The organism is Streptomyces sp. NPDC047453 (genome assembly GCF_040643155.1).
Classification (GTDB): Bacteria; Actinomycetota; Actinomycetes; order Streptomycetales; family Streptomycetaceae; genus Streptomyces.
The window spans coordinates 15,424-35,696 of record NZ_JBEYTS010000068.1 but is presented as its reverse complement, the minus strand read 5'-3'; the positions used below and the strand labels follow the sequence as shown (position 1 = coordinate 35,696).

At 72.3% G+C, this 20,273-nt stretch carries 21 protein-coding genes; 6 read left to right on the top strand and 15 right to left on the bottom strand.

Going from position 1 to position 20,273, the window contains the following annotated elements; translation table 11 throughout:
- Positions 1-241: 241 nt before the first annotated feature.
- The 10 genes from gatB to ABZ818_RS34605 all read right to left on the bottom strand — a co-directional run bounded on the left by gatB (position 242) and on the right by ABZ818_RS34605 (position 11,624).
- The gene (gene gatB / locus ABZ818_RS34650; protein WP_361423702.1) at positions 242-1,753 is read right to left on the bottom strand and encodes an Asp-tRNA(Asn)/Glu-tRNA(Gln) amidotransferase subunit GatB; all 1,512 of its coding nucleotides are present in this window, start codon (positions 1,751-1,753) and stop codon (positions 242-244) included.
- 16 nt (positions 1,754-1,769) lie between these two features.
- Positions 1,770-2,012, bottom strand: a complete 243-nt coding sequence (locus tag ABZ818_RS34645) for a hypothetical protein (protein ID WP_225079584.1) — start codon at positions 2,010-2,012, stop codon at positions 1,770-1,772.
- Positions 2,009-3,511 (bottom strand): Asp-tRNA(Asn)/Glu-tRNA(Gln) amidotransferase subunit GatA, encoded by a 1,503-nt coding sequence (gene gatA, locus ABZ818_RS34640; RefSeq protein WP_361423698.1) that lies wholly within the window; start codon positions 3,509-3,511, stop codon positions 2,009-2,011. The genes ABZ818_RS34645 and gatA overlap by 4 nt, the downstream gene beginning before the upstream one ends.
- Before the next feature lie 5 nt (positions 3,512-3,516).
- Positions 3,517-3,813 carry an Asp-tRNA(Asn)/Glu-tRNA(Gln) amidotransferase subunit GatC gene (gene gatC, locus ABZ818_RS34635; protein WP_100572135.1) on the bottom strand — a complete coding sequence of 99 codons (297 nt, stop codon included), beginning with the start codon at positions 3,811-3,813 and terminating at the stop codon, positions 3,517-3,519.
- 104 nt (positions 3,814-3,917) lie between these two features.
- Positions 3,918-4,409, bottom strand: a complete 492-nt coding sequence (locus ABZ818_RS34630; protein ID WP_361423694.1) for a cupin domain-containing protein — start codon at positions 4,407-4,409, stop codon at positions 3,918-3,920.
- A gap of 153 nt (positions 4,410-4,562) precedes the next feature.
- Positions 4,563-6,812 (bottom strand): EAL domain-containing protein, encoded by a 2,250-nt coding sequence (locus ABZ818_RS34625; RefSeq protein ID WP_361423691.1) that lies wholly within the window; start codon positions 6,810-6,812, stop codon positions 4,563-4,565.
- A gap of 260 nt (positions 6,813-7,072) precedes the next feature.
- Positions 7,073-9,268 carry an NAD-dependent DNA ligase LigA gene (ligA, locus tag ABZ818_RS34620; RefSeq protein ID WP_361423688.1) on the bottom strand — a complete coding sequence of 732 codons (2,196 nt, stop codon included), beginning with the start codon at positions 9,266-9,268 and terminating at the stop codon, positions 7,073-7,075.
- Positions 9,269-9,283: 15 nt separating this feature from the next.
- Positions 9,284-10,291, bottom strand: a complete 1,008-nt coding sequence (locus ABZ818_RS34615; protein WP_361423685.1) for a methionine synthase — start codon at positions 10,289-10,291, stop codon at positions 9,284-9,286.
- Positions 10,292-10,370: 79 nt separating this feature from the next.
- Positions 10,371-11,069 carry an SDR family oxidoreductase gene (locus tag ABZ818_RS34610; RefSeq protein WP_361423682.1) on the bottom strand — a complete coding sequence of 233 codons (699 nt, stop codon included), beginning with the start codon at positions 11,067-11,069 and terminating at the stop codon, positions 10,371-10,373.
- 15 nt (positions 11,070-11,084) lie between these two features.
- The gene (locus ABZ818_RS34605) at positions 11,085-11,624 is read right to left on the bottom strand and encodes a TIGR00730 family Rossman fold protein (protein ID WP_361423679.1); all 540 of its coding nucleotides are present in this window, start codon (positions 11,622-11,624) and stop codon (positions 11,085-11,087) included.
- A 74-nt stretch (positions 11,625-11,698) separates the two neighbouring features.
- On the opposite strand from ABZ818_RS34605, the gene ABZ818_RS34600 reads away from it, so the two are divergent.
- From ABZ818_RS34600 to ABZ818_RS34585, 4 genes are all read left to right on the top strand, one after another.
- Positions 11,699-12,022: a DUF427 domain-containing protein gene (locus ABZ818_RS34600; protein WP_361423676.1), complete on the top strand. Its 324-nt coding sequence runs from the start codon at positions 11,699-11,701 to the stop codon at positions 12,020-12,022.
- Between the two features lie 56 nt (positions 12,023-12,078).
- Positions 12,079-12,858 (top strand): alpha/beta fold hydrolase, encoded by a 780-nt coding sequence (locus tag ABZ818_RS34595; RefSeq protein WP_361423705.1) that lies wholly within the window; start codon positions 12,079-12,081, stop codon positions 12,856-12,858.
- 307 nt (positions 12,859-13,165) lie between these two features.
- Positions 13,166-14,104: a 2-dehydropantoate 2-reductase gene (locus ABZ818_RS34590; RefSeq protein WP_361423673.1), complete on the top strand. Its 939-nt coding sequence runs from the start codon at positions 13,166-13,168 to the stop codon at positions 14,102-14,104.
- Between the two features lie 87 nt (positions 14,105-14,191).
- Positions 14,192-14,725, top strand: a complete 534-nt coding sequence (locus ABZ818_RS34585; RefSeq protein WP_361423670.1) for an SRPBCC family protein — start codon at positions 14,192-14,194, stop codon at positions 14,723-14,725.
- Between the two features lie 15 nt (positions 14,726-14,740).
- Here the strand turns inward: ABZ818_RS34585 and mnmA are convergent, their stop codons facing one another.
- Positions 14,741-15,874: a tRNA 2-thiouridine(34) synthase MnmA gene (mnmA, locus tag ABZ818_RS34580; protein WP_361423667.1), complete on the bottom strand. Its 1,134-nt coding sequence runs from the start codon at positions 15,872-15,874 to the stop codon at positions 14,741-14,743.
- Between the two features lie 59 nt (positions 15,875-15,933).
- On the opposite strand from mnmA, the gene ABZ818_RS34575 reads away from it, so the two are divergent.
- A complete protein-coding gene (locus ABZ818_RS34575; protein ID WP_361423664.1) occupies positions 15,934-16,638 on the top strand; it encodes an N-acetylmuramoyl-L-alanine amidase in 705 nt (234 codons plus the stop codon).
- Between the two features lie 188 nt (positions 16,639-16,826).
- Here the strand turns inward: ABZ818_RS34575 and ABZ818_RS34570 are convergent, their stop codons facing one another.
- The 3 genes from ABZ818_RS34570 to ABZ818_RS34560 are packed head-to-tail and all read right to left on the bottom strand — an operon-like array spanning position 16,827 to position 18,535.
- Positions 16,827-17,996 carry a cysteine desulfurase family protein gene (locus ABZ818_RS34570; RefSeq protein WP_361423661.1) on the bottom strand — a complete coding sequence of 390 codons (1,170 nt, stop codon included), beginning with the start codon at positions 17,994-17,996 and terminating at the stop codon, positions 16,827-16,829.
- 58 nt (positions 17,997-18,054) lie between these two features.
- The gene (locus ABZ818_RS34565; protein ID WP_361423658.1) at positions 18,055-18,321 is read right to left on the bottom strand and encodes a DUF4190 domain-containing protein; all 267 of its coding nucleotides are present in this window, start codon (positions 18,319-18,321) and stop codon (positions 18,055-18,057) included.
- A 49-nt stretch (positions 18,322-18,370) separates the two neighbouring features.
- A complete protein-coding gene (locus ABZ818_RS34560; RefSeq protein ID WP_361423655.1) occupies positions 18,371-18,535 on the bottom strand; it encodes a hypothetical protein in 165 nt (54 codons plus the stop codon).
- Between the two features lie 113 nt (positions 18,536-18,648).
- Here ABZ818_RS34560 and ABZ818_RS34555 point away from each other — a divergent pair, with 113 nt between their 5' ends.
- Positions 18,649-19,275, top strand: a complete 627-nt coding sequence (locus ABZ818_RS34555) for a TetR family transcriptional regulator (protein WP_361423652.1) — start codon at positions 18,649-18,651, stop codon at positions 19,273-19,275.
- Positions 19,276-19,306: 31 nt separating this feature from the next.
- Here ABZ818_RS34555 and ABZ818_RS34550 read toward each other — a convergent pair whose 3' ends face one another.
- Positions 19,307-20,176 (bottom strand): thioesterase family protein, encoded by an 870-nt coding sequence (locus ABZ818_RS34550; RefSeq protein WP_361423649.1) that lies wholly within the window; start codon positions 20,174-20,176, stop codon positions 19,307-19,309.
- Positions 20,177-20,273 lie beyond the last annotated feature (97 nt).

Here is a 20,273-nt window from a genome sequence, read left to right as displayed (position 1 = left end):
CGTTCCTTCACGCGACGTTGCTCGACACCTCGAAGCGTGAAGAACGGCCGTCCTGCTGTCCCGGGAACGAACCAAGATCAGCGGGTCAGGTGAACCGCCGAGGTTAAACATCAAGCTCATGGCGCGGGAGCGTAGCGCCTCTGTCCGACGGCACCGACGGGGGGTCGGACCCGTCCCCCCGCACCGGCATGCCTCGGAGGGTGCACCGGATCCGGTGCACCCTCCGAGACGGTTCGCGGGCTCAGCCCTCGACGCCGAGCTTCTCCAGGATCAGCTCCTTGACGCGGGCCGCGTCGGCCTGGCCGCGAGTGGCCTTCATGACCGCGCCGACCAGGGCGCCGGCCGCGGCCACCTTGCCGCCGCGGATCTTGTCCGCGATGGCCGGGTTCCCGGCGATGGCCTCGTCGACGGCGGCCGTCAGCGCGCCCTCGTCGGAGACCACCTTCAGGCCGCGCTTGTCGACGACCTCGTCCGGGGTGCCCTCGCCGGCGAGGACGCCCTCGATGACCTGGCGGGCCAGCTTGTCGTTCAGATCGCCCTTGGCGACCAGCTCGGTGACCCGGGCGACCTGCGCCGGCGTGATCGACAGCTCGTCCGGCGCCTTGCCGGACTCGTTGGCGGCACGCGCCAGCTCGCCCATCCACCACTTGCGGGCGGACGCGGCGTCGGCGCCGGCGTCGATGGTGGCGACGATGAGGTCCAGGGCACCGGCGTTGAGGATGGCCTGCATCTCGGTGGCCGAGATGCCCCACTCCGTCAGGAGGCGGGTACGGCGGACCAGCGGCAGCTCGGGCAGGGCCGCCCGGATCTCCTCGACCCACTCGCGCGAGGGCGCCACCGGGACCAGGTCCGGCTCGGGGAAGTACCGGTAGTCCTCGGCCTCCTCCTTGACGCGGCCGGAGGTCGTGGACCCCGTGTCCTCGTGGAAGTGGCGGGTCTCCTGGATCACCGTGCCGCCGCCGTTCAGCACGGCGGCGTGCCGCTGGATCTCGAAGCGGGCCGCGCGCTCCACGGACCGCAGCGAGTTGACGTTCTTCGTCTCGGAGCGGGTGCCGAACTTGTCGGCGTCCTTGCGCATCAGCGACAGGTTGACGTCGCAGCGCATCTGGCCCATCTCCATACGGGCCTCGGACACACCGAGCGCCCGGATGAGCTCGCGCAGCTCACGGACGTAGGCCTTGGCCACCTCCGGAGCCCGCTCGCCGGCGCCGGTGATCGGCTTGGTGACGATCTCGATCAGCGGGATGCCGGCGCGGTTGTAGTCCAGCAGGGAGTGGGACGCGCCGTGGATGCGGCCGGTGGCACCGCCGACGTGCGTCGACTTGCCGGTGTCCTCCTCCATGTGAGCGCGCTCGATCTCCACGCGGAAGGTCTCGCCGTCCTCCAGCTGCACGTCGAGGTAGCCGTTGAAGGCGATCGGCTCGTCGTACTGGGAGGTCTGGAAGTTCTTCGGCATGTCCGGATAGAAGTAGTTCTTCCGGGCGAAGCGGCACCACTCGGCGATCTCGCAGTGCAGCGCGAGGCCGATCTTGATGGCGGACTCCACGCCGGTCGCGTTGACGACCGGGAGCGCGCCGGGCATGCCGAGACAGGTCGGGCAGGTCTGCGTGTTCGGCTCCGCGCCGAGCGCGGTCGAGCAGCCGCAGAACATCTTGGTGGCGGTGCCGAGTTCGACATGGACCTCGAGGCCCATGACGGGGTCGTACGACGCCAGCGCGTCCTCGTACGACTCCAGGTCGGTCGTGGTGGTCACGGTGAAAACTTCCCTCTCAGCCCAGCAGGACGTCGTCGTCGCCCAGCCGCTTCAGCTCGCGGCAGAGGATGGCGAGGCCGGTGACGATCGCTACGGCGGACACGGTGGCGTCGATCAGGCGCAGCGTGTCGTGCTCGGCGCGGGCCTTCTTGATCTGCTTGGCGACACCCACCGCGCCGAACGCGGTGGTGGCCATGGACAGGTACGTACCGGACTTGGACTTCTTGAAGCCCTTGGCCTTGGCGAGTGCCTTACTCACAGCGACGGAGCCTCCTCGAGCAGCGGGTGCCCCCACTTTTCCACGAAGGCGGCCTCGACGGCGGCACCCACCTTGTACAGGCGGTCGTCCTTCATCACCGGGGCGATGATCTGCAGGCCCACCGGGAGGTTGTCCTCCGGGGCGAGACCGCAGGGCAGCGACATGGCCGCGTTGCCCGCCAGGTTGGTCGGGATGGTGCACAGGTCGGCGAGGTACATCGCCATCGGGTCGTCGGCGCGCTCGCCGATCGCGAAGGCGGTGGTCGGGGTCGTCGGGGAGACGATCACGTCGACCTGCTCGAACGCCTTGTCGAAGTCCCGCTTGATCAGGGTGCGGACCTTCTGGGCGCTGCCGTAGTACGCGTCGTAGTAGCCGGAGCTGAGCGCGTACGTGCCGAGCATGATCCGGCGCTTGACCTCGGCGCCGAAGCCCTCCTCACGGGTGAGGGAGGTGACGTCCTCGGCGGAGCGCGTGCCGTCGTCGCCGGTGCGCAGGCCGTAGCGCAGGCCGTCGAAGCGGGCCAGGTTGGACGAGCACTCGGACGGCGCGATCAGGTAGTACGCCGACAGGGCCAGGTCGAAGGACGGGCAGTCCAGCTCGACGATCTCGGCGCCCAGTTCCTTGAGCAGCTCGACGGACTCGTCGAACCGCTGGATGACGCCGGCCTGGTAACCCTCGCCGCGGAACTGCTTGACGACGCCGACGCGCATGCCCGCGACGCTGCCGTTGCGGGCGGCCTCGACGACCGGCGGGACCGGCTCGTCGATGGAGGTGGAGTCGAGCGGGTCGTGCCCGGCGATCACCTCGTGCAGCAGGGCCGCGTCCAGGACCGTACGGGCGCAGGGGCCGCCCTGGTCGAGGGAGGAGGAGAAGGCGACCATGCCGTAGCGGGAGACCGCGCCGTACGTCGGCTTGACGCCGACCGTGCCGGTGACGGCGGCCGGCTGGCGGATGGAGCCGCCGGTGTCGGTGCCGATGGCGAGCGGGGCCTGGTAGGAGGCGAGCGCGGCGCTCGACCCGCCGCCGGAGCCGCCGGGGATCCTGGTGAGGTCCCAGGGGTTGCCGGTGGGCCCGTAGGCGCTGTTCTCGGTGGAGGACCCCATGGCGAACTCGTCCATGTTGGTCTTGCCGAGGATCACCACGTCGGCGTCCTTCAGCCGCTTGGTGAGCGTCGCGTCGTACGGCGGGATCCAGCCTTCGAGGATCTTCGAACCGACGGTCGTGGGGATGCCCTCGGTGGTGAAGATGTCCTTGAGCGCGAGCGGCACGCCGGCCAGCGGGCCGAGCTTCTCGCCGCGCGCCCGCTTCTCGTCGACGGCGCGGGCCTGGGCGAGCGCGCCCTCGCGGTCGACGTGCAGGAAGGCGTGCACCTTCTCGTCGACGGCCTCGATCCGGGCCAGGTGGGCCTCGGCGACCTCGACGGCCGTCAGCTCGCCGGAGGCGATCTTCTCGGCGGTCTCGGCGGCGGTGAGCCTGATGATGCTGTTCATGTCCGTCACGGCTGTCACTCCTCACCCAGGATCTGCGGCACCTTGAAACGCTGCTGCTCCTGGGCCGGGGCGCCGGAGAGCGCCTGCTCGGAGGTGAGCGACGGACGGACCTCGTCCGCGCGCATGACGTTCGTCAGCGGCAGCGGGTGGGAGGTCGGCGGTACGTCTTGGTCGGCGACCTCGCTGACGCGGGCCACCGCGCCGATGATGTCGTCGAGCTGTCCCGCGAGGTGGTCGAGTTCCTCGGGCTTCAGCTCCAGACGCGCCAGCCGGGCGAGGTGGGCGACCTCCTCGCGCGTGATGCCAGGCATGCAGCGATCCTCTGGGTGAGTGCGTGTGCTTTGGCCCAATCCTATGGGGCGGGGCGGGGTGGCCGTGAAACGGTTTGCCGGACCCCGCCCACGGGGGCCGGCGTTCAGCGGCGCGCGTCCCAGGCCCGGCTGCTCAGGAAGTGGTTGTCGTACAGGTCCTGCACCTCCAGCAGGCTCTCCGGAGTGACCTCGCCCAGGCGGATGCGCTGGAGGTGGCGGAAGTACGCGAAGCGCTCGACGCCCGGGGTGATGACGATGAGGAGATCGGCCCCGCGGCCGGGGGCGGCGGCGAACGCGTGCGGTCGGCCCGGCGGGACGACGACCAGGTCACCGCGCTCGGCGGTGACCACGTCGTCGCCGGAGAGCAGCTCCGCGGTCCCGTCCAGGACGAAGAACATCTCGGCGGAGTTGTCGTGCCGGTGCGGCCGGGCCCCGTCGGCGCCCTCGGCCAGGGTGACGCGCACGGTGGACAGCGCGCCGCCGGTCGCACTGCTGTCGGCCAGCAGCTTCACACCGACGGGGTCCCCGCCGACCACCTCGGCCCGAGCGTCACGGACCAGCACGGTTTCGTCGAACTTCGGCACGAACAGCGACATGACGAGCCTCCCCCTGTCGGATGTCGGATGTGCTCGCAGCGCGAAGAGCAGTGCGGCACTGAGCAGTACAACGAGCGCGCTTCGTGCCGCAGGGCACGCGTTGAGCAGGGCGGGCCCGGCCCGCTCCCAGCCCTCGGCGGACGGGCGGGAGCGTCACTCGTCGGCCGCCGCCGCGGGCAGCGCGGCGGCGGGTCGCTGCCAGCCGCGTGATCCGCGCGCCCGCAGCCACGCAGTCGTCTCCTCCGGCGGCATCGCGGCCGCGACGAGCCAGCCCTGTACGGCGTCGCAGCCGAGGTCCCGCAGCCGTTCCCAGGTCTCGTCGTCCTCGACGCCCTCCGCGACGACCAGTAACCCCAGGGAATGCGCGAGGTCCACGGTGCAGCGCACGATCTCGGCGTCCTCCGTGTCGACCGCCAGCCGGGCCACGAACGAGCGGTCGATCTTCAGCTCGCTCACCGGCAGCCGGCGCAGGTGCACCAGCGAGGAGTAGCCGGTGCCGAAGTCGTCCAGGGACATCTTCACGCCGTGCCCGGTCAGCGCGTGCAGGGTGTCGGCGGCCCGCTGCGGGTCCTCCAGCAGGACGTGCTCGGTGATCTCCAATTGGAGCGCTCCCGCCGGCACGCCGTGCCGGGCCAGCCGGGCGGCCACCGAACCGGCGAACCCGGGGATGTGCACATCGCGCGGGGAGACGTTGACCGCGACCGGGACGTACAGGCCCTGGGCCCGCCACCGGGCGACCTGCGCGAGCGCGGTCTCCAGCACGTACTCCGTCAGATGGGGCATCAGACCCGAGGACTCGGCGATGGCTATGAACTCGTCCGGCGGCACCTTGCCGCGCTCGGGGTGCACCCAGCGGACCAGCGCCTCCAGGCCCGCGACCTGCCCGTCGAAACGGACCTTCGGCTGGTAGTGCAGCTGGACCTCGTGGGCGTCGAGGGCCCGGCGCAGGTCGCCCAGCAGCCCCAGCCGGTCGGGGGTGTTGGAGTCCCGCTTGGACTCGTAGACCTCCACGCCCGTGCGGTCCCGCTTGGCCTGGTACATCGCCACATCCGCCCGGCGCAGCATGCCTTCGGCGTCCAGTGCGTGGTCGGGGAAGACGGCGACTCCGGCGCTGGCCTCCAGGACCAGGGTGAGCCCGTCGAGGTCGAGCGGGGAGCTGAGGACGGTGACCAGGGCGCGGGCGATACGGGTCGCGGACGTCGTGGAGTCGGCGACCGGCAGCAGCACGGCGAACTCGTCGCCGCCGAGCCGCGCCGCCTCCGCCCCGCGCGGCAGCGCCTGCCGCAGCCGGTCGGCGATCTGCAATAGCAGCCGGTCCCCCGCGAGATGACCGAGTGTGTCGTTGACCGAACGGAACCGGTCCAGGTCGATCAGCATCAGCGCGGACCGGGCGCCGATGCGTTCGGCGTCGTCCAGGGCGGTCCAGATGCGCTCCAGGAGCCACTGCCGGTTGGGCAGTCCGGTCAGCGGGTCGCGCAGCTGCTCCTCGGCCCGGGCGCGGGCCATCCACAGGGTGGAGTCGAGGGCGATCAGCGGGACGGCGAACAGCGGCAGCAGCACCGGTTTGGCCACGGCGACGACGCAGACCAGCGGGGAGATGCCGAGCAGGGCGACGGCGACCAGGCCCTGCCTGATCACGGCGGTGCGGGCGACGGTGGGCACTCCGGCGTTGCGGGAGTGGTGCACGAACCACAGCAGGCCGCGGGTGACCAGGAGGTAGGCGCCGGCCGCCAGCACCACCTGGGGCAGGGCGGAGGCGGTCCAACCGCCCGGGTTCCAGGGGCTCTCCACGGTCGGTACGCGGCCGAAGGCGCCCAGCATCAGGCCGCCGGCGCCGATGCCGAGGATGTCCACCGACCCGTGCAGCACGCCCTGCCGCCAGTGGTGGCGCCGGGCTATGCCGACCAGGACGACGACGGTGAGGCTGACCATGCCGGCGGGCACCCAGCCGTAGAGCAGCAGCACGGCGACGGTGAGGGTGGCGCCGGAGCCGGTGCCGCCCCACCAGCGGGCCCGGCCGAGCATGACCAGGTGACCGACGATGACGCCGGTGAGCAGGGCCAGGGACCAGCCGGCCGTGCCGGACGGGAAGAGCGCGTGGTGGTCGGTGAACGCCTGGTACACGCCGGCGCTCAGCGCGGACCCGGCCACCGCGACGATCGCCATGGGCAACACGGAGCGGACCCGGTGCCGTTCGGGTTCGTCGCCGGGCAATCCGGAGAAACGTTCGACGGCCATATGTGCGGAGGCGCGGGCGCGGGCGACGGTGTACTGTCCGGCGGCAACGCGTCCGGCGCGCTCCGTCGCGCCCGGACGCTCCGGCGTCCGCCCCCGTCTCCCCTGCCATGCGCCGGCCATCCGGCGCAGCCGTGAGTGCGGGGCGGCGCTCTCGGTCGGTTCCATTCCCGTCCCTCTCACAGCCGGCGGTGCCCACGCCACGCGGCCCGATGCCCCACAACCCCTGGACGGCACCGCGCTGGAAAACCCTTCCACGTACTCCTGACGAGCACGGGGATGCCCCGACCGCGGTTGGGCACGGCGGGCGCACAGCTCAACAGTAGGCCGCAGAAGGCTTCCACGGGCAGCGGTCGCCGACGGTTGCCCGAATGCGCCCCGGCCACCCGTATGCATCTGGTATGCGCCGAACGGGTGGAGTTCAACCGCTACTCGCCGGTCGGAAGCGCGACTTCGGCCGCCGCGCCCGGCCCGCGCTCCAGAAGGACGCCGAAACCGTCCTCGTTCAGAACGGGCACCTTCAGTTGCATCGCCTTGTCGTACTTCGAACCGGGGTTGTCACCCACGACCACGAAGGAGGTCTTCTTCGACACCGAGCCGGTCACCTTCGCTCCCCGGCTCTGCAGCGCCTCCTTGGCGCCGTCACGGGTGAACTGTTCGAGGGTTCCGGTCACCACGACCGTCAACCCCTCGAGCGGGCGCGGGCCTTCGTCCTCGCCGGAGCTCTCCTCCTCCATGCGGACGCCGGCCTCCCGCCACTTGCGCAGGATCTCCTGGTGCCACTCCTCGGCGAACCACTCCTTGAGCGAGGCGGCGATGATCGCGCCGACGCCCTCCGTGTTCGCCAACTCCTCCTCACCGGCCCGCTCGATGCGGTCGATGGAGCGGAACTCCCGGGCCAGCGCCTGGGCCGCGACCGGTCCGACATGACGGATCGACAGGCCGGTGAGCACACGGGCGAGCGGGCGCTGCTTGGCGGCCCGGATGTTCTCCAGCATCGCGAGCGCGTTCTTCTTCGGCTCGCCCTGCTGGTTGGCGAAGACCGTGACGACCTTCTCCTCGCCGGTCTTCGGGTCGCGCTTGGGCAGACCGCTGTCCTGGTCGAGAACGTAGGCCTTGATGGGGAGCAGTTGCTCGACCGTCAGGTCGAACAGGTCGCCCTCGTCCTTCAGCGGCGGCTCCGAGGGCTCCAGCGGCTTGGTGAGGGCGGCCGCGGCGACATAGCCGAAGTGCTCGATGTCCAGTGCCTTGCGGCCCGCCAGGTAGAACAGGCGCTCGCGCAACTGGGCCGGGCACGCCCGCGCGTTGGGGCAGCGCAGATCGACGTCGCCCTCTTTCATCGGCCTGAGCGGCGTACCGCACTCGGGGCACTCGGAGGGCATCACGAACTCGCGCTCGCTGCCGTCGCGCAGGTCGACGACCGGCCCGAGGATCTCCGGGATGACGTCACCGGCCTTGCGCAGCACGACCGTGTCGCCGATGAGCACGCCCTTGGCCTTGACGACGTCCTGGTTGTGCAGGGTGGCGAACTCGACCTCGGAACCGGCCACCGTGACCGGCTCGACCTGCGCGTACGGCGTGACCCGGCCGGTCCGGCCCACGCCCACCCGGATGTTGACGAGCTTGGTGTTGACCTCCTCCGGCGCGTACTTGTACGCGATCGCCCAGCGCGGGGCGCGGGAGGTCGAGCCCAGGCGGCCCTGGAGCGGGATCTCGTCGAGCTTGACGACGACACCGTCGATCTCGTGCTCCACGGAGTGGCGGTTCTCGCCGTAGTGGGCGATGAACGCGCGGACGCCGTCGAGGTCGTCGACGACCCTGTTGTGCCGGGAGGTGGGCAGGCCCCAGGACCTCAGCAGTTCGTAGGCCTCGGAGAGGCGGGTGAGGCCCTCGTACCCCTCCAGGGCGCCGATGCCGTGGACCACCATGTGCAGCGGCAGCGTCGCGGTGACCTTGGGATCCTTCTGGCGCAGCGAACCGGAGGCGGAGTTGCGGGGGTTGGCGTACGGCTTCTCGCCGGCCGCGACCCGGCGGGCGTTGAGGTCCTGGAAGGCCTCCATGGGGAAGTAGACCTCCCCGCGGATCTCCACCAGACGCGGCACGCGGTCGCCGTTCAGCCGGTGCGGGATCTCGGCGATCGTCATGACGTTGGGCGTGATGTCCTCGCCGACGCGGCCGTCGCCGCGGGTGGCCGCGCGGGTGAGCCTGCCGTCCTCGTAGGTCAGGTTGACCGCGAGGCCGTCGACCTTGAGCTCGCACAGGAAGTGGTGGCCGGTGGCGCCGACGTCCTTGGCGACGCGGTCCGCCCAGGCGGCGAGCCCCTCGTCGTCGAAGACGTTGTCGAGGGAGAGCATCCGCTGGCGGTGCTCGACCTCGGCGAGATCGGTCTCGTACGCCACGGCGACCTTCTGGGTCGGCGAGTCGGGCGTGCGCAGCTCCGGGTACTCCTCCTCCAGCGCCTCCAGCGAGCGCAGGAGCTGGTCGAACTCGGCGTCGCTGATGACGGGAGCGTCTTTGACGTAGTACCGGAAGCGGTGCTCCTCGACCTGCTCCGCGAGCCGCGCGTGCTTCTCCCGTGCCTCGACGGGCACCGCTGTTTCCGCTTGCTGCTTGTCGCCGGCCACCGTGTTGTCCTCCCGTTACTCTGGGCTGTCCGCGAGCGATCTCGCCGCCCGGACGCAGTGGGCGAGCGCCTGGCGCGCGTACGCGGGGGAAGCGCCTGCGAGTCCGCACGCCGGGGTGACCGTGACCGCCTCGGCGAGAAGCTCCGGCCGCAGCCCCAGCCTGCGCCACATCGTCCTGACACCCATGACGCTACCGGCAGGGTCCGACAACGGGCCGTCCGTGCCGGGGACGACACCGGCGAAGAGCCGGGTGCCCGCCTCGACCGCTTCTCCGATCACCTCGTCGTCACGCTCGGTGAGGAGCGAGACGTCGAGGGAGACCGCCGCGGCGCCCGCGCGGCGCAGCAGGGCGAGTGGGACGTCCGGAGCGCACGAGTGGACCACGACAGGCCCCTGGTCGTGCGCCCCGAGGACGTCCCGGAGCGTGGCCTCCACGATCTGCCGGTCGACGGCGCGGTGGGTCCGGTAGCCGCTGGCGGTCCGCACCTGCCCGCGCAGGACTGCGGTCAGGGACGGCTCGTCGAGTTGGAGGACGAGCCCGGCGCCGGGAACGCGCCGGCGCACCTCCGCGAGATGGAGCCGCAGCCCCTCGGCGAGCGAGGCGGCCAGGTCCCGGCAGGCGCCGGGGTCGGACAGGACCGCTTCGCCGTTCCGGAGCTCCAGGGCGGCGGCGAGCGTCCACGGCCCCACCGCCTGCACCTTCAGCGCGCCCTCGTACCCCTGGGTGAACTCCTCCAGGGCGTCGAGGTCCTCCCCGAGCCAGGACCGCGCCCGCCTGGTGTCCCGGCCCGGCCGGTCGCCGAGCCGCCAGCCGCTGGGCTCCACGCGCGCGTACAGCTCGACGAGCATCCCCGCGCTGCGCCCGATCATGTCGGCGCCGGGCCCGCGTGCGGGCAGCTCGGGCAGGAAGGGGAAGTCCTCGAAGGTACCCGTGACGGTCTTGACGGCCTCCCGGGCGTCCCCACCGGGCATGGACCCGACGCCGGTGGCGGCACCGAACCTGAACTGGCTGTTCTCGTTCACCCGGGAAGACTACGCAACCCCGCGGGCACAGGACCGCCTCAGGGGGCGGCGGTCTTCGGGGACCGCCCCCCGCCGTCCGTCACAGGCCCGGGCGGACCGTCAGGTCGTTGACCTCCGCGTCCCGCGGCAGGTCGAGCGCCATGACGATGGTCGTGGCGACGGAATCCGGGGCGATCCACTTCCCGGGGTCGTACTCCTTGCCCTCCTGCTGGTGCACCTTGGCCTGCATACGGCTGGCGGTGCGGCCCGGGTAGACCGAGGTGACCCGGACGCCGTTGGCGTGCTCCTCGTGACGCAGCGAGTCCGCCAGCGCCTTCAGGCCGTGCTTGGAGGCGGCGTACGCGGACCAGTCGGCGTGGGCGCTCAGGCCCGCGCCCGAGTTGACGAACAACACATGGCCGCGCGAGGCGCGCAGCTGGGGCAGGAAGTGGCGGGTCAGTTCGGCGGGGGCGATCAGATTGACGTCGAGCTGGTGGCGCCAGGTCTTCGGGGTGAGCTCGCCGACCGGGCCGAGGTCGACCACGCCCGCGATGTGGAGCAGGGAGTCCACCCGGTCGGGCAGCGTCTGGTGCGAGAACGCCCAGCTCAGCCGGTCGGGGTCGGCCAGGTCGCCGACGAGCGTCCGGGCCCCGGGGAACGCGGCGGCCAGTTCCTTGGCCCGCCCGGCGTCGCGCGCGTGCAGCACGAGTTCGTCACCGCGCGCGTGCAGGCGGCGGGCGACGGCCGCGCCGATGCCGGAGCCGGCACCGGTGATCACATGAGTAGCCATGCCCGCCATGCTCGCACCACCGGCTCAGCTGCCGCCGAGCGCCTCGTCCAGATACGCCATCGCGCCCGCGGGCTCCTCGGCGAAGAACACCAGCTCGGCGAGCGGCCGGGGCAGGAACCCGTCCTCCTCCATGCGGCGGAACTGCTGCTTGAGGCCGTCGTAGAAGCCGTCGGAGTTCAGTAGCACCACCGGCTTGCCGGTCCGGCCGTGCTTCTTCAGCTCCAGGATCTCGGTGGCCTCGTCGAGCGTCCCGGTGCCGCCCACCATGATCACGACCGCGTCGGCCTTCTCCAGGAGCAGCTTCTTGCGCTCGGCGAGGTCCTCGGCGATCACCATCTCGTCCGCGCCGGGCCGCGCCTTCGCCGACAGGAAGTCGACCGACACGCCGACGAGCCGGCCGCCCGCCTCCTGCACACCGTCCGCGACCACCTTCATCAGCCCGGTGTCCGATCCGCCCCAGACCAGGCTGTGCCCGCCCTTGCCGATCAGCCGGGCGAAGTCCCGCGCGGGGCGGGTGTAGCGGTCGTCGAGATCGGCGGCGGAGAGGAAGACGCAGATGTTCATGCGCCCACGGTACGCGGCGGGGAAACCTGCCCCGCGGGCGGGAAGAAGCGGGAGCCGGCGGGTGCTGTACCGGTATGACCCAAGGACACACGATCACGATCGACAAGAGCGATGAGCACGTGCGTGTGGTGCGCGACGGCCAGGTCCTCGCGGAGAGCGACCGCGCCCTGGTACTGCGCGAGACAGGGTGCCCCCCGCGCTACTACCTGCCGCCCGAGGACGTACGCCTCGACCTCCTGACGGCGTCCGACACGCACACGTACTGCCCCTTCAAGGGCACGGCGTCCTACTGGTCCCTGCCCGACGCGGCGGACCTGGTGTGGGCCTACCCCACCCCGAAGCCGGACGTCGCCGAGATCAAGGACCACCTGTGCTTCTACGACGTCGAAGTGTTGTGACCCGGTGAGGCCGCCGCGGCGTGGCAGTCTTCACTGGCATGACTGGCATGACTGGGATGGACAAGAAGACCGTCTCGCGTGACGGCACACCCCTCGCCTACCACCGCACCGGACAGGGCCCGGTGGTCGTCCTCGTCAGCGGTGCGATGTCGACGGGGGCCACGCTGGCGCCACTGGCGGCGGCGTTGCCGGACCGCTTCGACGCCGTCGTCTACGACCGCCGGGGCCGCGGCGGGAGCGGGGACACGGCCCCCTACGCGGTGGAACGCGAGGTCGAGGACCTGGCCGCGCTGATCGACGCGGTGGGCGGCGAGGCGGCGCTGTACGGCGTCTCCTCCGGCGGCGCGCTGGCCCTCCGGGCGGCGGCGAGCGGACTGCCGGTCCGTCAGGTCGCCGTCTACGAACCGCCGTTCGCCGTGTACGAGGGCGGCGAGCGGGAGCGTGCCGAGTACACCGGCAAGCTGACCGCGGCGCTCACCGAGGGCCGGCGCGGGGACGCGGTGGAGCTGTTCCTGCTCCTGACCGGGCTGGCCCCGCAGATGATCGCCAGCGCCCGCCAGTCCCCCATGTGGGCGGGCATGGAGGCGATCGCGCCCACGCTCGCCCACGACGACGCGGTGATGGGGGACGGACTGGTCCCCCGCGACCTGCTGGCCTCGGTCACCGTGCCGGTCCTGTCCGTGGCGGGCAGCGCGAGCCCGGCCTGGCTGCGCGAGGCGGCCAGGGCGGTCGCGGAGGCCGCGCCCCGGGGCACGTACCGCGCCCTGGAGGGCCAGACCCACGCGGTGGAGCCGGAGGCGCTGGCGCCGGTGCTGGCGGAGTTCTTCGCGTCCTGAGCAGGACGGTGCCGCACGTCCTCACGCCGGCCGAGCCCCGGGCCGTCGCGGCCGTGCGGTGTTTTCGTGCCCGACAGCCCGACAGCCGGGCGCCGGCCAGGACGACCGTGTGCCCGGTCGCGGCCGGCCTCCGCGTCCGCGCGCAGCCCGGCCCTCTCATTGCCCCGGCGCGCTCCCCGTCGGCGGCGCGACGGGCCGGGGCCGGAAATGCGCCACGCCCCGCCATTGTTGGCCCCCACCGGGACGGCGGCCCGCCCGACGGGTGCCGCCCCGCGACCGGACCGCCACCGGAAGGGACACCGCAGCCATGCCCAGCACCACTCCCGACGCCACCGAAGCCACTTCCGCGAAGAACGCCCCCCGCCCCTGGACCGTGGCCGTGCTCGGCCCCGGCGGCGTCGGCGGACTGCTCGCCGCGCTGCTGTCCCGGGCGGGTCACCGGGTGATCTGCCTGGCCGGGGACGCGACGGCGCGGTCCCTGCGCGAGGGCGGGGTACGGGTGCACAGCGCCCAGTTCGGGGACTTCACCGCCAAGGTCGAGGCGGACACCGAGCTGCGGGAACCGGTCGACCTGTGCGTGGTGGCCGTCAAGCACACCAGCCTGGACGCCGCCCTGGACCGGGTCCCGCCGGCCATGCTCGGCACGGACGGCCTCGTCCTGCCCCTCCTCAACGGCGTAGAGCACCCCGAGACCCTGCGCCGCCGCTACGGCCACGACCGGGTGGCCGCGGGCGTCATCCGCGTCGAGTCGACCCGCGTCGCGCCCGGTGTCATCGAGCACGGCAGCCCGTTCACCGAGATCGATCTGGCCGGGACGACCGCGCGCCCGCTCACCGGCCTGGCCGCCGTGCTGGAGTCCGCCGGGGTGCAGACCCGCGTGGCCGAGTCCGAGACCGCCGTCCTCTGGGCGAAGCTGGCCTTCCTCGCCCCCTTCGCCCTCCTCACCACCCGCTACGACGCCCCCATCGGCACGGTCCGCACCGGCCACCGCGAGGAACTGCTCGCCCTTGTCGAGGAGATCACCGCCGTCGGCCGCGCCGCCGGGGCGCCGCTCGACGCGGACCGGACCCTGGCGATGTACGACGCGCTTCCGGGCGGGATGAAGTCCTCGATGCAGCGCGACGCCGAGGCGGGCCGCGCCCTGGAACTCGACGCGATCGGCGGCGCCGTGCTGCGCGCCGCGAAGCGGTACGGCGTTCCGGCGCCGACGGCTGCCCGGCTGGTGTCCGAACTGACACCCGTGTGACCAACCCAACGTATTTCAGGAAGAGTTGGCGACCCTAGACTCCCTGCGCGGGAGCGGCGAACGACCGCGCCCGCACGGGGAGCAGCCATGCGTTACGCCGACCAGCCCGGCACCGACCGCGAGGTGCACATCGCGGCGGAACCCTCACGGGTGTGGGAAGTCGTCACCGACGTCGAGGCGATGGCCGGATGGAGTCCGGAACTGGTACGCGTGGAGTGGCAGGACGGCGCCGACCGGCCGGCGCCGGGCGCCCGTTACGTCGGGCACAACCAGAATCCGTACGTGGGCGAGTGGCGGACCCTCGCCCACATCACGGAGGCGGTCCCGGAGCGCAGCCTGAGCTGGTGCGTGCTGGACCCCGACGGACGCTACGGCAGGCCCTCCGAGGACGAGAAGGACCGGATGTCCACCTGGTCCTTCGTCCTCACCCCGGCGCCGGAGGGGGGCACCGTGCTGCGTCAGTCGGTCACGCTCGGGCCCGGCCGCTCCGGCCTGAGCGCGTACATCGACCGCGCTCCCGACCAGGAGGAGGCGATCATCGCCTACCGCCTGGACCAGCTCGGCCAGGGCATGGACGCCACCCTGACCGGCATCAAGGAGACGGCGGAACGCCGGTCCTAGGGCCTCTCGTCCGGATCATGCCGTGCTCGGCTCCTTCGCCCGGACCGTCGCGGCGATGGTCGCCGAGCCCACCACGCGCGTGCCGTCGTACAGCACGACCGCCTGGCCGGGGGCCACGCCGCGGACCGGCTCGGTGAAGGCGACCCGGAGTTCGCCGCCGACCAACTCGGCGGTGACCTCGGTCTCGCCGCCGTGGGCGCGCAGTTGGGCGGTGTAGGTGCCGGGGCCGGACGGGGCCGTGCCGCACCAGCGGGGCTTGATCGCGGTGAGGCCGGTGACGTCCAGGGCGGAGGCCGGACCGACCGTCACCGTGTTGGTCACCGGGGAGATGTCCAGGACGTAGCGCGGCTTGCCGTCGGGTGCCGGGGTGCCGATGCGCAGGCCCTTGCGCTGGCCGATGGTGAAGCCGTACGCGCCCTCGTGGCTGCCGACGACCGCTCCCGACTCGTCGACGATGTCGCCCTCGGCCTTGCCCAGGCGGCGGGCCAGGAAGCCCTGGGTGTCGCCGTCGGCGATGAAGCAGATGTCGTGCGAGTCGGGCTTCTTGGCGACGGCCAGGCCCCGCCGCTCGGCCTCCGCGCGGATCTCGTCCTTGGTGGTGAGCGTGTCCCCGAGCGGGAACATGGCGTGTGCGAGCTGCTGGTCGTCGAGGACCCCGAGGACGTACGACTGGTCCTTGGCCATGTCGGAGGCGCGGTGCAGCTCGCGGGTGCCGTCGTCGTTCACGATCACCTTGGCGTAGTGGCCGGTGCAGACCGCGTCGAAGCCGAGGGCGAGCGCCTTGTCCAGCAGCGCGGCGAACTTGATCTTCTCGTTGCAGCGCAGGCACGGGTTCGGGGTGCGGCCGGCCTCGTACTCGGCGACGAAGTCCTCCACGACGTCCTCGCGGAAGCGCTCGGCGAGGTCCCACACGTAGAAGGGAATGCCGATGACGTCCGCGGCGCGGCGGGCGTCGCGCGAGTCCTCGATGGTGCAGCAGCCCCGCGCGCCCGTACGGAAGGACTGCGGGTTCGCGGAGAGCGCGAGGTGGACGCCGGTGACGTCGTGGCCGGCTTCCGCGGCGCGCGCGGCGGCGACGGCGGAGTCGACCCCGCCCGACATGGCGGCGAGGACGCGGAGGGGGCGGGAGCGCTGCGGGGTGTCAGTCATAGCCCTTCCAGGGTACGGGGCGCGGGAACCGGGGCCGCCTGACATGCGTTGAAGATCGCATGGGGGCGAAGAAAACGGATGCGGCGGATGCGCGGGGGCGGCGGCTGGGGCGGCGGGCTCTGCTGATCGGCGGGGCCGCGGTGGTGGTGGGCGGGGCGGCGCTGGAGCGCAGCGGGCTGGCCCGGCTGTGGTGGCGGCTGCCCGGCGCGCAGAAGCCGCGGGTGGCGGGCGCGGTCGACTTCGCGGGCGCGCGGTGGGTGGCGGCCTCGCCGACGAACTACCGTCCGGCGGACCGCCCGGACGACTACCGGATCGACCGCGTCGTCATCCACGTCACGCAGGGCAGCTACGCGAGCGCGGTGAAGGTCTTCCAGGACCCGGGGCACGGCGCCGCCGCGCACTACATCGTCGGCGCGGACGGGCATGTCACGCAGATGATCCGCGAGCTGGACGTGGCCTTCCACGCGGGCAACCGGGCGTACAACGAGCGGAGCGTCGGCATCGAGCACGAGGGCTTCGTCGACGACGCCTCGTCCTTCACCGACGCGATGTACGCCGCCTCGGCGCGGCTGACGGCCGGGATCTGCGGCCGCTACGGCATATCCGTCGACCGGGAGCACATCATCGGCCACGTGGAGGTGCCGGGCGCCGACCACACGGACCCGGGCCGCCACTGGGACTGGGACCGCTACATACGTCTGGTCCGCGCGGCCCGAACCACACGAACCGGAACTGCTGGGGCCACGCCCGCCACACGAGCCTGAAGCACCGGAATGCGGCCCGCGGCCCCAAAGCACCGGGGCCCGCCCCGCCACAGGGACCTGGACCGCTGAACCCACCCCGCCGCATCGACCGGAGCCGCGGGGGCCCACTCGCCGTACGAACCCGAGGCACTGGGCCACGGCCCGCCGCACCGACCCGAACCTGGGCCCCGTCCCGTCGTCCCGCCCCGTTACGTCAGGCCGGCCGCGCGGGCCCGTTCCACCGCCGGGCCGATGGCCTTCGCGACCGCGTCGATGTCGGACTGGGTGGAGGTGTGGCCGAGGGAGAAGCGGAGGGTGCCGCGGGCCAGGTCCGGGTCGGTGCCGGTGGCAAGCAGTACGTGGCTGGGCTGGGCGACGCCCGCTGTGCAGGCGGAGCCGGTCGAGCACTCGATGCCCTGGGCGTCCAGCAGGAGCAGCAGGGAGTCGCCCTCGCAGCCGGGGAAGGTGAAGTGGGCGTTGGCCGGGAGGCGGCCCTCCGGTGCCGGGTCGCCGCCGAGGATCGCGTCCGGGACCGCCGAGCGCACGGCGGCGATCAACTCGTCGCGCAGCGCGCCGATCTCGCGGGCGAACCACTCGCGCCGCTCGGCGGCGAGCCGACCGGCCACGGCGAAGGAGGCGATCGCGGGCACGTCGAGGGTGCCGGAGCGGACGTGCCGTTCCTGGCCGCCGCCGTGCAGGACGGGTACGGGGGCGTACTCGCGGCCCAGGAGCAGCGCACCGACGCCGTACGGGCCGCCGATCTTGTGGCCGGAGACCGTCATCGCGGCCAGTCCGGAGGCGGCGAAGTCGACCGGGACCTGTCCGAAGGCCTGCACCGCGTCGGCATGCAGCGGGACACCGAACTCGGCGGCCACGGTGGCCAGTTCGCGCACCGGCAGCAGCGTGCCGATCTCGTTGTTGGCCCACATGGCGGTGGCCAGGGCCACATCGTCGGGGTTGCGGGCGATGGCCTCGCGCAGCGCCTCGGGGTGGACGCGGCCGTGGGAGTCGACCGGAAGGTACTCGACGGTGGCGCCCTCGTGCTCGCCGAGCCAGTGCACGGCGTCGAGGACGGCATGGTGCTCGACGGGGCTGGAGAGGACTCGGGTGCGGGCCGGGTCGGCGGCGCGGCGGGCCCAGTACAGGCCCTTGACGGCGAGGTTGTCCGCCTCGGTGCCACCGGAGGTGAAGACGACCTCGCTGGGACGGGCGCCGAGGGCCTCGGCGAGGGTTTCGCGGGCCTCCTCGACCCTGCGGCGGGCCGCGCGCCCGGACGCGTGGAGGGAGGAGGCGTTGCCGGTGACACCCAGTGCCGCGGTCAGCGCCTCTGCCGCCTCCGGGAGCATCGGGGTGGTCGCGGCGTGGTCGAGGTAAGCCATGGTGAGGCCGATTCTACGGGCGCCCGCGGCCGGGCCGGAGATCAGGATGGGCCAGGTGTCACAAACTCCAGGACAGTGTGTTGTCCGCCTGCACGAAGGCCAGCAGGACCACGAGGTCGGCGATGCCCAGGGTCAGGCCGAGCCAGGCGCGACCGCGGCGGCCGGTGCCGCGCCACAGGGCGACGCCGGCCAGGACGATGGCGACGGGGCCGAGGAACAGGTTGAGGACGAGCAGGCCGAGCAGGCCGAGGACGAAGGACGCGACGGCCATGCCGTCGGCGTCCTGCGTAACGGTGCGGCGTGCGGCCGGTGCGGTGAGTTGCATGGCGGATCTGCTCCAGACGGTCGTGGGAACGGGCCGGGCGGATGAGGCGTCAGCGGGACGTGCCGCGCCTGCGGCCGTGGCGCTCGCGGAGCGCGAAGACGCCGAGCCAGACGGCGATCACCACGGCCGCGGCGACCGTGAAGTCGAGCGGCGCGTGGGCCACCGTGCCCAGGACGACGCCGAGCAGCAGCAGTGCGGCGACGAGGAACAGCATGAGATCGGATCCCCCTTGTCGGTGAACGCTTGTAGTTACACTTGTTCACTGACTATGCAGTCTAGCGCGCCGCCGGCTTTGACAATCCGGAGAACACTTGTTGACTGAATGGCATGAGTCACACTCCCGGCGTCCGGCAGGCCCAGAAGCGGAAGACCCGACAGGCCCTGATGGACGCGGCGTTGCGGCTGCTGGAGGAGCAGAGCCTGAGCAGCCTCGGCCTGCGCGAGGTCACGCGCGCCGCCGGTGTCGCCCCGACCGCCTTCTACCGCCACTTCCACTCCACCGCGGATCTCGGCGTGGCCCTGGTCGAGGAGGCGCTGAGCAGCCTGCACCCGATGATCCGGTCGACGGTGTCCCAGGCGGACGACAGCGAGCAACGCATCACGCGCGCGGTCGGATTGATCGCGCATCACGTCGAGGCGTACCCCGCCCACGTCCGCTTCATCGCCCGGGAGCGCCACGGCGGGGTGCAGCAGGTACGGGAGGTCGTCGGCGAGCAACTGGCCAGGTTCGCCCGCGAGGTGAGGGACGAACTGGTCAAGGACCCCCAGTCCGCGGGGTGGAGCGAGGACGACCTGCTCATGCTCGCCCATCTGTACGTCGATCAGATGCTGATCACCGGCTCGCTGTTCCTGGAGGCGCTCGACGCCCCCGAGGAGGAGCGCGAGCGCGTCACCCGGGTCGCGACCCGGCAGCTGCGTCTGATCAGCATCGGCCGCCGGCACTGGCTGGACTGACGGTCCGACCGGGCGCCGGTACGGCGGTTCCTCAGTCGAGCCTGACCCGTGCGAGCTGCCGGGACTGCGCCACCAGCCGGTCGGCGCCGTCCCAGACCTCGGCGTCCTCCTCCAGGAAGCCGCCGGCCAGGTTGCGGGTGGTGATGGACACACGCAGCGGGCCTGGCGCCGGACGGCAGCGGACGTGCACGGTCAGTTCGACGGTCGGCACCCAGCCCTTGATGCCCAGCTCGAACGCGGTCGGGGGCAGCGCGTCCACCGCGAGCAGCAGGGACAGCGGGTCGTGGTCCCGGCCGTCGGCGAGGCCGAACCAGGCGCGCATCTCACCGTTTCCGGAGGGCGAGCCGAGCGCCCAGCCGAGGGTGGCGGGGTCCAGCTTGAGCATCAGCCGGTCGGTGATGGCCGAGCTGCCGGGTACGGGCGCGGGGACGCCGACCGCGTCCTGGGGGCCGAAGCACTGCTCCATGGGCGGGATCGCGGGCGGCTTCGCCGAGGTGCGCACGTCGTCGGGCAGGGTGCCGAGGTCGCCGTAGGAGGCCAGGACGCGGATGCGCTCCACCTCGCGGCCGTCGTCGTCGCGCTGGAAGAGGGAGGCCTGGCCGGTCGACAGGGTGCGGCCGGTACGGACCACGTCCGTGCGGACGACGGCGGGACCCGGCCGGGACGCGGTCAGGTAGTGGGCCGAGATCGTGAACGGGTCCGGGTGCGGCAGGGCGTCCGCGAGCGCACGGCCGAGGACGGCCAGCAGATACCCGCCGTTGACGGCGTTGATGATCGTCCAGCCGGCGGAGAGGTCGACGTCGTAGACGCCGGGCTCGCTCCGGGTGACCGCGGTGTCCCGGTCGAATTCGCTGTCGCCGATCGTGGCCCGCGCGGCCGCGGCGGTGGCTGCTTCTGACATGTGTGAACGGTACATCAGGACACTACTAAGCGGTAGCTTTCGTCCGTTGTGCTCGTATGACGAACATCCCGCGGGGTGAGATGCAGGCAATTTCTTG

Coding starts and splice junctions, on each gene's coding strand:
- ABZ818_RS34555 (WP_361423652.1), top strand. CDS start 18,649: ATGAGTCACACTCCCGGCGTCCGGCAGGCCCAGAAGCGGAAGACCCGA.
- gatC (WP_100572135.1), bottom strand. CDS start 3,813: ATGCCTGGCATCACGCGCGAGGAGGTCGCCCACCTCGCCCGGCTGGCG.
- ABZ818_RS34570 (WP_361423661.1), bottom strand. CDS start 17,996: ATGGCTTACCTCGACCACGCCGCGACCACCCCGATGCTCCCGGAGGCG.
- ABZ818_RS34595 (WP_361423705.1), top strand. CDS start 12,079: ATGGACAAGAAGACCGTCTCGCGTGACGGCACACCCCTCGCCTACCAC.
- ABZ818_RS34600 (WP_361423676.1), top strand. CDS start 11,699: ATGACCCAAGGACACACGATCACGATCGACAAGAGCGATGAGCACGTG.
- ABZ818_RS34610 (WP_361423682.1), bottom strand. CDS start 11,069: ATGGCGGGCATGGCTACTCATGTGATCACCGGTGCCGGCTCCGGCATC.
- ABZ818_RS34625 (WP_361423691.1), bottom strand. CDS start 6,812: ATGGAACCGACCGAGAGCGCCGCCCCGCACTCACGGCTGCGCCGGATG.
- ABZ818_RS34560 (WP_361423655.1), bottom strand. CDS start 18,535: ATGCTGTTCCTCGTCGCCGCACTGCTGCTGCTCGGCGTCGTCCTGGGC.
- mnmA (WP_361423667.1), bottom strand. CDS start 15,874: ATGACTGACACCCCGCAGCGCTCCCGCCCCCTCCGCGTCCTCGCCGCC.
- ABZ818_RS34630 (WP_361423694.1), bottom strand. CDS start 4,409: ATGTCGCTGTTCGTGCCGAAGTTCGACGAAACCGTGCTGGTCCGTGAC.
- ABZ818_RS34585 (WP_361423670.1), top strand. CDS start 14,192: ATGCGTTACGCCGACCAGCCCGGCACCGACCGCGAGGTGCACATCGCG.
- ABZ818_RS34550 (WP_361423649.1), bottom strand. CDS start 20,176: ATGTCAGAAGCAGCCACCGCCGCGGCCGCGCGGGCCACGATCGGCGAC.
- ABZ818_RS34605 (WP_361423679.1), bottom strand. CDS start 11,624: ATGAACATCTGCGTCTTCCTCTCCGCCGCCGATCTCGACGACCGCTAC.
- ABZ818_RS34575 (WP_361423664.1), top strand. CDS start 15,934: ATGGGGGCGAAGAAAACGGATGCGGCGGATGCGCGGGGGCGGCGGCTG.
- ABZ818_RS34565 (WP_361423658.1), bottom strand. CDS start 18,321: ATGCAACTCACCGCACCGGCCGCACGCCGCACCGTTACGCAGGACGCC.
- ABZ818_RS34590 (WP_361423673.1), top strand. CDS start 13,166: ATGCCCAGCACCACTCCCGACGCCACCGAAGCCACTTCCGCGAAGAAC.